This is a genomic window from Streptococcus sp. (genome assembly GCF_041802885.1).
In the GTDB taxonomy this organism is placed as follows: Bacteria; Bacillota; Bacilli; order Lactobacillales; family Streptococcaceae; genus Streptococcus.
The window spans coordinates 1-13,005 of the sequence record NZ_JBHCHN010000072.1 but is presented as its reverse complement, the minus strand read 5'-3'; the positions used below and the strand labels follow the sequence as shown (position 1 = coordinate 13,005).

12 protein-coding genes are annotated in these 13,005 nt (G+C 44.3%); 7 read left to right on the top strand and 5 right to left on the bottom strand.

Features of this window, described 5'->3' with window-relative positions:
* Window positions 1-214 precede the first annotated feature (214 nt).
* The 5 genes from lysS to ACEYCN_RS09625 all read right to left on the bottom strand — a co-directional run bounded on the left by lysS (window position 215) and on the right by ACEYCN_RS09625 (window position 4,768).
* On the bottom strand, window positions 215-1,711 hold the full coding sequence (gene lysS / locus ACEYCN_RS09645) for a lysine--tRNA ligase (RefSeq protein ID WP_373714064.1): 1,497 nt from the start codon (window positions 1,709-1,711) through the stop codon (window positions 215-217).
* A gap of 118 nt (window positions 1,712-1,829) precedes the next feature.
* Window positions 1,830-2,477, bottom strand: a complete 648-nt coding sequence (locus ACEYCN_RS09640; RefSeq protein WP_373714063.1) for a histidine phosphatase family protein — start codon at window positions 2,475-2,477, stop codon at window positions 1,830-1,832.
* Entirely contained in the window at window positions 2,474-2,962 is a 489-nt protein-coding gene (locus ACEYCN_RS09635) for an aminoacyl-tRNA deacylase (protein WP_373714062.1), read from the bottom strand. Before ACEYCN_RS09635 ends, ACEYCN_RS09640 begins: the two co-directional genes overlap by 4 nt.
* On the bottom strand, window positions 2,959-3,801 hold the full coding sequence (locus ACEYCN_RS09630; protein ID WP_373714061.1) for a DUF368 domain-containing protein: 843 nt from the start codon (window positions 3,799-3,801) through the stop codon (window positions 2,959-2,961). Before ACEYCN_RS09630 ends, ACEYCN_RS09635 begins: the two co-directional genes overlap by 4 nt.
* Before the next feature lie 115 nt (window positions 3,802-3,916).
* Complete coding sequence (locus tag ACEYCN_RS09625) at window positions 3,917-4,768, bottom strand: glycoside hydrolase family 25 protein (RefSeq protein ID WP_373714060.1); 852 nt, start codon at window positions 4,766-4,768, stop codon at window positions 3,917-3,919.
* A 119-nt stretch (window positions 4,769-4,887) separates the two neighbouring features.
* Between ACEYCN_RS09625 and ACEYCN_RS09620 the strand changes: the two genes are divergently transcribed.
* The 7 genes from ACEYCN_RS09620 to tuf all read left to right on the top strand — a co-directional run bounded on the left by ACEYCN_RS09620 (window position 4,888) and on the right by tuf (window position 12,851).
* Window positions 4,888-5,400 carry a hypothetical protein gene (locus ACEYCN_RS09620; RefSeq protein WP_373714059.1) on the top strand — a complete coding sequence of 171 codons (513 nt, stop codon included), beginning with the start codon at window positions 4,888-4,890 and terminating at the stop codon, window positions 5,398-5,400.
* On the top strand, window positions 5,375-5,752 hold the full coding sequence (locus ACEYCN_RS09615) for a DUF4430 domain-containing protein (RefSeq protein WP_373714058.1): 378 nt from the start codon (window positions 5,375-5,377) through the stop codon (window positions 5,750-5,752). The genes ACEYCN_RS09620 and ACEYCN_RS09615 overlap by 26 nt, the downstream gene beginning before the upstream one ends.
* Window positions 5,753-5,911: 159 nt before the next feature.
* The gene (ftsW, locus tag ACEYCN_RS09610) at window positions 5,912-7,123 is read left to right on the top strand and encodes a cell division peptidoglycan polymerase FtsW (RefSeq protein WP_373714057.1); all 1,212 of its coding nucleotides are present in this window, start codon (window positions 5,912-5,914) and stop codon (window positions 7,121-7,123) included.
* A 38-nt stretch (window positions 7,124-7,161) separates the two neighbouring features.
* Window positions 7,162-9,858, top strand: coding sequence for a phosphoenolpyruvate carboxylase (gene ppc / locus ACEYCN_RS09605; RefSeq protein ID WP_373714056.1), 2,697 nt, complete (start codon window positions 7,162-7,164; stop codon window positions 9,856-9,858).
* 100 nt (window positions 9,859-9,958) lie between these two features.
* The gene (locus ACEYCN_RS09600) at window positions 9,959-10,456 is read left to right on the top strand and encodes an RNA polymerase sigma factor (protein WP_373714055.1); all 498 of its coding nucleotides are present in this window, start codon (window positions 9,959-9,961) and stop codon (window positions 10,454-10,456) included.
* A complete protein-coding gene (locus tag ACEYCN_RS09595; protein ID WP_373714054.1) occupies window positions 10,440-11,528 on the top strand; it encodes an anti sigma factor C-terminal domain-containing protein in 1,089 nt (362 codons plus the stop codon). Before ACEYCN_RS09600 ends, ACEYCN_RS09595 begins: the two co-directional genes overlap by 17 nt.
* A gap of 126 nt (window positions 11,529-11,654) precedes the next feature.
* A complete protein-coding gene (tuf, locus tag ACEYCN_RS09590; RefSeq protein ID WP_373714053.1) occupies window positions 11,655-12,851 on the top strand; it encodes an elongation factor Tu in 1,197 nt (398 codons plus the stop codon).
* Window positions 12,852-13,005 lie beyond the last annotated feature (154 nt).

Below are 13,005 nucleotides of genomic sequence, written 5' to 3'. Positions count from 1 at the left end.
CCTAAAACTTTTCTTTTTTATAATCTCCTTGAAGCGGTCAGTGTCTCAGGCACTGGCTGTTTCTTTTTGACAAAAAATAATGAAGTCTGAGAAGGATTTGAGGTTGCAAAAAAACAGAAGATACCTTCAATTTGAGATTGTTCTACAGTTATGATTGAAATGTTTGATACAAAAACCTCCTTCGAATTCATTCGAGGGAGGTTGCTTTTTCGGTTTATAGATTCTTCATGGTTGGGAAGAGGAGGACATCGCGGATTGTTGTTGTATCTGTCAACAACATGACTAGGCGGTCGATGCCGATGCCAAGTCCGCCTGTTGGTGGCATCCCGTATTCGAGGGCTTCGACGAAGTCGTAGTCGATACCGGTTGCTTCGTCATCTCCCAGTTCCTTGGCTTGGGCCTGGGCCTTGAAGCGCTCCAACTGGTCGATTGGATCGTTCAATTCGGTAAAGGCATTGCCGTACTCCTTGGTCATGATAAAGAGTTCAAAGCGGTCAGTGAAGCGTGGATCTTGGTCGTTTTTCTTGGCCAAAGGAGATACTTCCACTGGGTGTCCGTAGACAAAGGTTGGCTGAATCAGGCTCTCTTCGACACATTCTTCAAAGAAGGCATTGATGATGTGGCCAACACTATTGTAGTGCTTTTCAAGGGGAACATGATGCTCTTTGGCAAGGGTTTGGGCTTCTTCCAAGCTCATTTCCTGCCAGAAGTCGACACCGGTAATCTCCTTGATGGCATCCACCATGTGAACCCGTTTGAAGGGCTCATGAATGGCGATTTCGATTCCTTGGTAGGTCACAGGTCCATCACCCTTGACAGCCCGGGCTGCATGCTGGACGATGGCTTCTGTCAAGTCCATGATGTCTTGGTAATCAGCGTAGGCTTGATAGACTTCAATAGAAGTGAACTCAGGATTGTGGGTGGCGTCCATTCCCTCGTTACGGAAGATACGGCCGATTTCATACACTCGCTCCATGCCGCCGACAATCAGGCGTTTGAGGTGTAACTCTGTCGCAATCCGCAAGACCATGTCAATGTTTTGGGCATTGTGGTGGGTGATAAAGGGGCGGGCCGCAGCACCACCTGCTTCATTGTGAAGGACAGGGGTTTCCACTTCAAGGAAACCAAGTCCATCCAAGTAGCGGCGGATTTCAGAAATGATTTTTGAACGGGTAACGAAGCGCTCAAAGCTGTCCCGATTTGAAATCAGGTCCAGGTGGCGCTTGCGGTAGATAGTTTCGATATCTGTCAAGCCATGGAATTTCTCAGGCAGGGGACGCAGGGCCTTGGATAGATGGGTCAACTTGGTCGCCTTGATAGACAACTCTCCCATGTCGGTTCGCATAATATCGCCTTCCACGCCGAGAAAGTCTCCCAAGTCAGCCTTTTTGAAAATCTCATAGTTTTCTTCGCCAACGGAATCCTTACGGACATAAATCTGAATTTGGCCTTCGCGGTCTTGGATGTGGGCAAAACCAACCTTACCTTTTCCTCGCTTGGTCATCAGTCGGCCAGCAATAACTGCTGTTTCATTCAATTCATGCAAGTCTTCTTTTGTTTTATCCGCATACAATTCTTTCAGTTGGCCAGAGTTGCTGGTTCGTTCAAAACGTTTACCAAAAGGATCGATACCTTGCTCAGCCAAGTCAGCCATTTTTTCACGGCGGACAATCTGTTGATCGTTTAATTCTTCAATGTGTTGATTAGACATAACTAATTTCATTCCTCCAAAGTCTGCTAGTCCTATTCTATCATAGATAGTTGAAAAAATCAGCAAGAATATTTACTCTGCAAAAAACTGAGGGAGCGAGTGCTCCTCTCAGTTTGTTTTAGCTGACCGCAATCGTTTCAACTTCTGTCAGTTTGTAGCTCATATCGTTCCAGCTGATTTCTGTAAAATCTTCAAAATTCTGGGTTTCTAAAATCGTAACAGAGCCATTATCCAGTCCACCTCTGTGCCGTAATTGGGCAGGTCCAAAGCCGAGTAAAGTCTGAATCGAAGCTGTTAGAATAGCTCCGTGACTAACAATGAGAACTGTTTCAGCCTGACTATCTTTCAGACCTTTGACAAACTGAATAATCCGCTGGGTAGCCTGATAGACAGATTCTGCATCAAACATGTTGCTTTTGAACTGAGCTAGGTTGTTCTTAAGCGCAGTGTATTGCTGCGGATAGATGTCTTGCAACAGACGGATTTTTGTTCCTTCTAAGCGACCAAAGTCCCATTCCCGGAGCTGGGGAGTGGTTTCGACAATTTTTGAGTGGTGGTTGGCTTGGTGAATCAGCTCGGCTGTGACATGTGCCCGCTTCAAATCGCTGGAAAAGATGCGATCAAAAGGCACATCCGCCAGATGTTGGCCTAAAAGTTGGATGTCTTCAAAAGCTTCTGGCAACAAAGCCGAATCGCCAGAATGGCCTTGGAATCGTCCTTCTAAGTTCCATTCCGTTTTACCATGGCGTACAAAATAGATTTTCATTTTTCATGTTCTCCTTCACTAATACTGGCAACACTTGCTCCAACAAAGTCTACGAGGGTTTGACTGTCTATGCGGATGGAGCGGCCGATTTCGCCTGCTGAAACAATCATGCTTCCGGCATCCAGAGCTGCCTGGTCAATATAAATTGGAAATTTGTGTTTCTGTCGGATACCAACAGGGTTGTTGGCCCCATGGACATAGCCTGTGGTTTTCTCTAAATCCTTTTGGGGAATCATGGAGACCTTCTTGTTGCCTGAGACCTTGGCTAATTTTTTCTCGGATAGGTGCTGGGTGATGGGAAGAATCCCAATCAGAGGTCCAGTCTTATCACCAATCAGAGCAAGGGTTTTGTAGATGTCTTGTGGTGTGATGTCATCCGGCAAGGGGCCATCTAAAGCATTTAAAACAAGGCTATCGTGAGAGATATTAGCCTTGTCTAAAATTTGATCTACTAAAGTTTTCTTTAACCTGACCTTTTTGCTCATTTGTATTTTTCCTCAAGTTTGCTCATCCAGAGTCCCAGCCAGATACCTAGGCCAAAGAGGACGAAGGCTGAAATCCAGGTCAATAGCCCTGCACCTGCATAGGAGATGGCTTCCTTACTGCTAGGATTTGGCAGAAGGATAAGAAGGGTGCTGGAGAGGACGATACCGATGATAAAGTGGTAGACGCGGGAATGATGGTGCTCTAGGGCATAGTCCATGGCCTTGGAAAAGGCCAGCATTGCTAAGAGACCCCCAATAGCGATAGGTAGGAAGGTTCCTACCAAATCCAGAGACTTAAAGCCATCCAGCATCGGTGTATAGAGTCCCAGAATCAAAAGGAGATTTGAGGGGCTGAGACCAGGCACTAGAATACCCAGGGCAATAAGGGCACCGGCCAAAACAAAACCGACAAAGTTAGCAGGGATAGTTCCAACGAGATCATTTAGGAAATAGAGAAGAAGTCCAGATAGAACAAAGGTTCCCACCAACCACATCTTATCGGTCACATCACGTGAACTTTTCTTTGTTGATTCTTTAATCAAGCTCGGAATAGTTCCTACGATAGCGCCAGCAAACCCCCACAAGACAGGGACCTGATAATGTTTCAAAAGAAACTCAACTGGGAAGGAAAAGAGGGCAATACCCAAAATTCCACCAATCCCAACTGGGATGAAGAAGAGGATATTTTCTACAAAGTTTTCACGAATATGGGCCAGAAAACGGATGATTCGTTCGTAAATCCCCAGAATAGCTGCGAGTACACCGCCAGATACTCCAGGTAAGATAAATCCAAGGGCGATAATCATCCCCTTGATGATTCTTGCGATCCAAGAAGTCATAGATTCCTCCAAAAAATGAGATGGAAACATTATACCACTTTTTTTGGCAAAATGAAGCAGGAAAAGAAAATGAAAACGCCACCTCTTTAACAAAGTGGTGGCGAATAGGAGTGAACTATTTTTCAGGAACTGTAAAGAGCCGCTGGTAGACTTCATTTGGGTCCTTGAGGGTTGTTACAATGTTTAAGTCCAAGGCATGTTTAAAGCCATTGAGGCGGCCTTGCGAGGTGTATTGATGCAAATCATAGTCCAAGTCAGTCTTTGGAGCAGCATCATAATACCCAGAATCTGAGCCATAGGTTGGAATCCAAACGGCATCAAATTTTTCGGTGGAAATACTGTGTTCTTCCATAAAATAGGTACCGATATAAATGCCGATATTTTTAGCTCCCAATGCTGATAATTTAGCACGGAAGGCTTCAACCCCAGCATTCATATCTTCCATGGTTTTTTCTTCTACATCCAGCCAGTAGAAAGTAGGTTTATACTTGTAAGAGGCCTTGTAGAAGCTGGTAGCTTCTTTTTCCATGGACTTGATGCTATTGCCAGTGACATAGGCATAGACTGCGACAGGGACATTTCTAGCTTGAAATTCCTTGATATGGGTTTTGTAGGACTTGTCCAAACCATTGGCATCGGAAGCGCTGTTGTCTTTTGTCGTATGGGAGCCACTTTGGACACGGACAATGACACCTGAGATATGCTGCGATAGAGTATCATAGTCGATTTCAGAAGGCAGTTGCCAGCCAGATACATCGATGATAGGTTTCATTTCCAAGGCATTAGTGATATGATAAGGACCAGATTCGGTCGTGGTCGAAGGAGTAGCTGTGGAGCTACTGATTGTATTGGATGAATTTGTACTTTCCTTTCTTGCCTCTTGTGCAATGCCTCTTGTAATCAAGATTAGACCGACAAATACGAAGAAGAAAGCAAAGACAAATATTGGTTTTAATTTCTTTCTCATCACTCTCATTTTAACGTAATTAGTGATAAAAATCAAAAGAAATGTATGCGGTTCTATCTTGACAGAGAAAATGGAATGGGCTAGAGTAGTAAGTGAAAGAAAACAGAAGGAGGGGGAAATTGTCAGTAAAAAGAATGAGTCGGATAGCTATCTTAGCTGCTCTTTGCATTGCCTTACGGTTAGTCTTTGCTTCTTTTCCCAATGTCAAGCCAGTAACGGCTTTCTTTTTTGTCAGTCTCCTCTATCTAGACTTCTGGGATGCATTTTTAGTGATGGCCTTAACCATGCTTGGCTCTAGTCTTCTCTTTGGCTTCAGTTTGGTAGTGGTTTGGCAAATCATCAGTTTTGGAATTCTCATGCTGGTCTGGCGCTATCTCGTCTTGCCTTTAACAAAGGAGTTTTCCCATGGAATTTGGTTACAAAGTATTCTGGCTGGACTGGTTACTTTGACCTATGGTTTCTGGATTAGTATTCCAATTGCCTTTCAATTTGGAACGAATTTGTATCTTTATTGGGTCAATGGTCTCTTCTTTGATATCTTGCATGCTTTATCAACTGGCCTTTTTTACCCGATTATGTATCTGTTATTAAGGAGATTTGTTTATCATGAAAAAAATAGTTTTAGGTTTTAGTGTTTTAATGAGCTTGTTTGCTTTAGCGGCCTGTCAGTCCAATTCAAAATCCCAAGTGGAAACAGAAGAGCATCTTCAAGCAAGGGTAATCGTTGATTTTGGGGACAAGGTGGACAAAAAGGAAATCACTTTTGAAAAGGGTGACACTGTCATGGATATCCTGGAAGAACACTATGAAGTGGAGGAAGAAGCGGGCCTGGTCCTCTCCATTGATGGTGTTAGTCAAGATGCTTCAAAAAATACCTACTGGCTCTACGATGTCAACGATGAAATGGCACCTAAAGGAGCAGAAGAGATGACCATCTCAGAAGGAGATACGATTCATTTTTATTTAGAAACCTTTGACAATTAGGGAGAGACAGGCGTCTCTCTTTTTCTGAAAATATCAGGCCACTCCTTCAAATGAAAATTTTATGGTATAATAGTAAAAATATTCCAGCAATGAATGTGATATGGAGGGGACTAAACCATTTCAGTCCCATTTTATAAAATTGTAAACATAGGAGAAAAAATGAAGATAGCGAAAAGGCATTTTCTAAATTATTCCATCCTTATCCCGTATTTGATACTGTCCATTATAGGTTTGATCATTGTCTATTCGACAACCTCTGCCTACCAGATACAGCAAGGGGGAAATCCCATGCGCCTGGTTATCAACCAATCCCTCTTCTGGTTGGTTAGTTTGGTGGCGATTTTTATCATTTATCGGATGCGCTTGAGTTTTCTGAGAAGAAGTTCTGTTGTCAATATTGTGATTGTTGTCGAAATTATCCTCTTGATAGCCTCTCGTTTCTTCGCTCCAGTCAATGGGGCTCATGGATGGATCCGTTTTGCGGGTTTTAGTATGCAGCCGGCGGAGTATCTGAAGCTGATTATTATCTGGTTTTTGGCCCATAAGTTTGATAGGATTCAGTCTGATATCGGCACCTATGACTATCAGGCCTTGACAAAGGGGAGGGTATTTCCCAATCGTCTCAATGACTGGCGGGTGGTTAGTTTAATTTTTCTGGGTCTGGTGGTTACCCTACCTGACTTGGGAAATGCAACCATCATCAGTTTGATTATCATTATTATGCTATCGGTCAGTGGTATCGGGTATCGCTGGTTCTCAACAGCTCTGATGGGGATTACTGTTGGGGCTACGGTCTTGCTTGGATCCATTTGGGTTATCGGAGCAGACGTTGTTGCTAAAATTCCTGTCTTTGGTTACATTGCCAAACGTTTCGCTGCCTTCTTCAATCCCTTTGAAGATGCGACAAATGCAGGTTTGCAGCTCTCTAACTCCTACTATGCTATGAGTAATGGTGGATGGTTAGGACGCGGTTTAGGAAATTCCATTGAAAAGAAAGGTTACTTGCCTGAGGCCCATACGGACTTTGCCTTTTCCATTGTCATTGAGGAGCTAGGCTTGATTGGAGCGAGTTTAATCTTAGCAATCTTATTCTTTATGATTTTGCGGATTATTGTGGTGGGTATCCGGGCCAGGGATCCCTTTAATGCCATGATGGCTCTGGGAATTGCCGGTATGCTCTTGGTTCAAACCTTTGTCAATATCGGTGGGATTTCTGGTCTGATTCCTGCAACGGGGGTCACATTCCCCTTCCTATCTCAAGGGGGAAGTAGCCTCCTCATCATTTCCATTGGAGTGGCCTTTGTGCTCAATATTGATGCCCATGAGCGCCGCTTATTGCTGGAAGAAGAAATTGAACAAACACTCTCCTAGACCTGTTCTGATCTGCTAAAGGAAAAAGAGGTAAGCAAATGTCTATTCAAAAACTTGAAAACTACAACAACAAAAGTGCCATCCAAGAAGAAGTGATGATTCTGACTGATACTCTGAAAGATGTAGCCAAACAGCTGATTTCGGCAGAAACCTTTGACAAGATTGTTGCTCTGGCTGATTTATCGACAGAAGACAACTATCAAGAGCTCTTGAAGATTATTGCAACCATGACCAATGATGAGTTGGCAGTTATTTCTCGCTATTTCGCTGTCCTGCCCTTGCTCATCAATATCTCTGAGGATGTGGACTTGGCCTATGAGATCAACTATAAGAACAATGCCGGCGAAGACTATCTGGGCAAATTGTCTACCACCATTGACCTGGTGGCAGGTCGAGAAGATGCGGCTGAAATTTTGGAGCATTTGAATGTAGTCCCTGTCCTGACTGCCCATCCTACTCAGGTACAGCGCCAGTCCATGCTGGAATTGACTCACAAGATTCACAATCTCCTACGCCGTTATCGGGATGTTCGCCTGGGCCTGATGAACCGGGACAAGTGGCTGGATGAACTGCGTTGTTATGTGGAAATCATCATGCAGACGGAGATGATTCGGGAGAAAAAGCTCAAAGTCAGCAATGAAATCACCAATGTCATGAACTATTACGAGAGTTCCTTCATCAAGGCTGTGACCAAGTTGCAAACGGAATACAAACGCTTGGCAGCTCAAAAAGGCATTCAGCTGAAGCATCCCCATCCCATTTCTATGGGGATGTGGATTGGGGGAGACCGGGACGGCAATCCCTTTGTAACGGCTGAAACCTTGAAGCTATCCGCCCTTACCCAGGCTGAAGTCATCATGAACTACTATGATGAAAAACTCCACAGTCTCTATCGGACCTTCTCCCTGTCAACGACCATTGTTCATGTCAGCCCAGAAGTAGAAGCCATGGCCAGCCTGTCTGAGGACAATTCCGTTTATCGGGAGAGAGAACCTTACCGCCGTGCTTTCCACTACATCAAGATGAAGCTCAACAATACCAAAGAGTATTTGATTGAGGATAAAAAGGCTGAGCCCCGCTATGCCAATGTTCAAGAATTTCAAAGAGACCTGCTCGCTATTAAGGCCTCTCTTGAGGATAACAAGGCCATTGCCCTGATTAAGGGAGAGTTTAATGAGCTTCTGGAAGCTATCGAGGCCTTTGGTTTTTACCTGGCCAGCATTGATATGCGTCAAGATTCCAGCATCCACGAAGCCAGCGTAGCAGAACTTCTGGCTTCAGCCCGTGTGGTGGATGATTACAGCAACCTTTCAGAAGAAGCCAAGTGCTATGTTCTTCTCAAGGTACTGGAAGAAGATCCCCGTATCCTCTCTGCCACCCATGCTCCTAAATCCGAACAGCTCCAAAAAGAATTGGCTATTTTCCAAGCAGCGCGTGAGCTCAAGGATAAGCTGGGCGAAGAAGTCATCAAGCAACATATCATTTCCCACTCAGAGAGTGTGTCAGACCTGCTAGAGCTGGCTGTCCTTCTCAAGGAAGTTGGTCTGGTTGATACCGAAAAAGCCCGTGTGCAGATTGTTCCTCTCTTTGAAACCATTGAGGATTTGGACAATGCCTCTGACATCATGCGCCAATATTTGAACCTGGACTTGGCCAAGAAATGGATTGCAGGTAATCACAATTACCAGGAAATCATGCTGGGTTACTCAGATTCCAACAAGGATGGCGGTTATCTGTCCTCTGGCTGGACCCTCTACAAGGCTCAAAATGAATTGACCAAGATTGGGGAAGAATCCGGTGTGAAAATTATCTTCTTCCATGGCCGTGGCGGTACCGTAGGTCGTGGTGGTGGTCCATCTTACGATGCCATCACTTCCCAGCCATTTGGTTCTATCAAAGACCGGATTCGTCTGACCGAGCAAGGCGAGGTCATTGGTAACAAGTATGGCAATGTGGATGCGGCCTACTACAATTTAGAAATGCTGGTTTCTGCCACTCTGGATCGGATGGTGACCCAGATGATTGCAGATCCAAAAGAAATCACCCATTACCGGGCGACCATGGATGACATCGTAGCGGATAGTTATGCTATTTACCGTGATTTGGTCTTCAATCATCCCCATTTCTATGACTATTTCTTCGCTGCCAGCCCGATTCGGGAGGTATCAAGCCTCAATATTGGTTCGCGTCCAGCAGCCCGTAAAACCATTACAGAGATTTCAGGTCTCAGGGCCATTCCTTGGGTCTTCTCCTGGTCCCAAAACCGCATCATGCTCCCAGGCTGGTACGGAGTTGGTTCCAGCTTCAAACGCTTTATTGACCAAGCGCCAGAAAATCTGGAGCAGTTGCAGAAGATGTACGAAAGCTGGCCATTCTTCCGCTCCCTCCTCTCTAATGTGGACATGGTCCTCTCCAAGTCCAACATGAACATCGCCTTTGAATACGCCAAGATGGTGGAAGATGACGATGTACGAGATGTTTTCAATATCATCCTGGATGAGTGGCAGTTGACCAAAAATGTGATTTTACAGATTGAAAACCAGGAAGAACTCTTGGCAGAGCTTCCGTCCCTCAAGGCAAGTCTGGATTATCGCCTACCATACTTCAATGTTCTCAACTATATCCAAATTGAACTCATCAACCGCCTGCGCAAGGGAGAACTGAGTGCAGACCAAGAAAGCCTTATCCACATCACCATCAATGGTATTGCGACCGGCTTGCGTAATTCGGGTTAAATACACCAAAACTTAGGATTTTCCTAAGTTTTTTTTTATATTTCTGTAACCAAATTTCCTCCCCATTCGTTATAATAGTGAGAGAAGGAGAGGTGAGGGCATGAAGCTGGACCAATATGAAAAAGAATTGGTATCCATAGCAGAAGAAATTGTTTATTATCTGATGCGGTCAGGGGTCAGTAAAGATGACAGCTTAGACGTGACCCAAGATGTCTTGGTCAAGATGCTGGAAAGCAACTTTGTCCTACCTCGCGAAAAAATAAGATCCTGGATGTATCGGGTGGCCATCCGCAATTATATCGACTCCTATCGCAGGGAGAAAAAATACCAGGAAATCTTGCAACAGGAATTTTTTCGTGAAGGGTTAACTTCTTATGATCAGGAGCTAGGCAGTCAGCTCTATGACCTCCTGTCAGAACTACCAAACCATTTCCAAACCGTCCTGGATCTCCATTACTTTCAAGGCTTTTCTGTCAAAGAAATCAGCCATATACTTGGAAACTCGCAAAGCAAGGTCAAAATAGACCTGATGCGAGGGCGCAACAAGCTTAAAAAGATTATAAAGGAAAGAGGACTAAGCTATGAAGACCTTATCTAACTTTGAGAAAATTGCTCAAAAAAACAAACGCAAAAACCTGTTAAAAATCGTCTCCCTCAGTACCGTCCTAACCCTGGCAGCAACAGCGGGTATCTATTCTGGGCTGGTGCAAAAGACCAGCAGCAATGGAGAGAAAATCAAGAACCACTACCTTCTAGTTTCAGAAATTGCCTATCCTAATGTGGATTATATTTCCTGGGGTTACCGAACAACTTCATTTTTCTCAGGGGACTTTTATTCCAATCGTGTCAAAGACATCGATGGTATCCTCGTCCCTTTTGAGAAGTACGATGCGAGCTACTCTATTCACATGACCTATGACTTGAATCAAGATGAGGGTTTGAATTTGCTGGACGGGGGGCAATCTTATTATACACATGGCCATCACTACAAGGTTCCAATTTTTTATAATACTGGCTATTCAGGGGAAAACAATTTGAAAGTAACCCAAGACCTTGACTTTATACCGAAGATGACCGGTCAGGCAGTAGAAGTTGCCATCACCTTTGACAAGCCTTACACCCTGGCTCAAATTGATGACATGGTACCAGACAATCTGAAATTGAATTGGATCTGGATTGGGCAGGCTGCCACCGAGGTTGATTTTGGAGACCGCTTAGATCAACAGTTTGGCTTTGACAACTATAGTAACGTAGCCCTGTCAGCAGAGGAGCAAGCCGCCTTGGAAAAAGAAGTGGATGCGGCCATGGAAAAGGACAAGAATGCTGACTTGAATACCATCTATGAAAAATACCAGGCTAACAGCACAGTGGATTCGCTGGTTTCTTTACAGAATAATTACAGCAACTTCCAAGTCCAACTCCAAAAATACCTGGATGCAGACTATGGCTTTGTCACTATTACAGACGAAAATGGGAAGGAGTATTCTGCCAAGGACTACTTAAAAGATTACCTTGAAGCCAACAAGGATCCAAAAACAGCCACATTTGCTGGTGTCATTCTCACTGGCCGTGCAGAAAACTTTGCCCAACTACAAAATGTGGACTGGATTTATGCCTCAAATATCGGTCAAAGTATCCAAATTCAACCTTATCACCAACTGGATAAGTAAGAATCTAAAGGAAAAGGCACAAAACACTTGCATTTTCCCAACAATTTGATAGAATAGTAAGGAAAGTTAGACCGTATTGCCTACTGTCTATCTATAAAATATATTTTATTGGAGGCTTTTACCAAAATGGCAAAAGAAAAATACGATCGTAGTAAACCCCACGTTAACATTGGTACCATTGGACACGTTGACCACGGTAAAACTACTTTGACAGCAGCTATCACAACTGTATTGGCACGTCGCTTGCCTTCATCAGTTAACCAACCAAAAGACTATGCGTCTATCGATGCTGCTCCAGAAGAACGCGAGCGCGGTATCACCATCAACACTGCACACGTTGAGTACGAAACTGAAAAACGTCACTATGCCCACATCGACGCTCCAGGACACGCGGACTACGTTAAAAACATGATCACTGGTGCTGCCCAAATGGACGGTGCGATCCTTGTAGTAGCTTCAACTGACGGTCCTATGCCACAAACTCGTGAGCACATCCTTCTTTCTCGTCAGGTTGGTGTTAAACACCTCATCGTCTTCATGAACAAAGTTGACTTGGTTGACGATGAAGAATTGCTTGAGTTGGTTGAAATGGAAATCCGTGACCTCTTGTCAGAATACGACTTCCCAGGTGACGACCTTCCAGTTATCCAAGGTTCAGCTCTTAAAGCTCTTGAAGGTGACTCAGCATACGAAGACATCATCATGGAATTGATGAACACTGTTGATGAGTACATTCCAGAACCAGAACGCGATACTGACAAACCATTGCTTCTTCCAGTCGAGGACGTATTCTCAATCACTGGTCGTGGTACTGTAGCATCAGGTCGTATCGACCGTGGTACTGTTCGTGTCAACGACGAAATCGAAATCGTTGGTATCAAAGAAGAGAAGAAAAAAGCAGTTGTTACCGGTGTTGAAATGTTCCGTAAACAATTGGACGAAGGTCTTGCAGGAGACAACGTTGGTATCCTTCTCCGTGGTGTACAACGTGACGAAATCGAACGTGGTCAAGTTATCTCTAAACCAGGTTCAATCAACCCACACACTAAATTCAAAGGTGAAGTTTACATCCTTACTAAAGAAGAAGGTGGACGTCATACTCCATTCTTCGACAACTACCGTCCACAGTTCTACTTCCGTACAACTGACGTAACTGGTTCAATCAAATTGCCAGCAGGTACTGAAATGGTAATGCCTGGTGATAACGTAACAATCGACGTTGAATTGATCCACCCAATCGCCGTTGAACAAGGTACTACTTTCTCTATCCGTGAGGGTGGACGTACTGTTGGTTCAGGTATGGTTACTGAAATCGAAGCTTAATTCGATCACGTTCCCAGAAATAACAATTTAAGTCAGACAACTTAAAATTGGACCCCACTAGCCCAAGCTAGTGGGGTTTTCTATGCCCCTTAGTGATTGTAAGCCCATCGGGCGCAGCAGAACTTAGGGGCATTGATGCAGTTCGAACATTCGT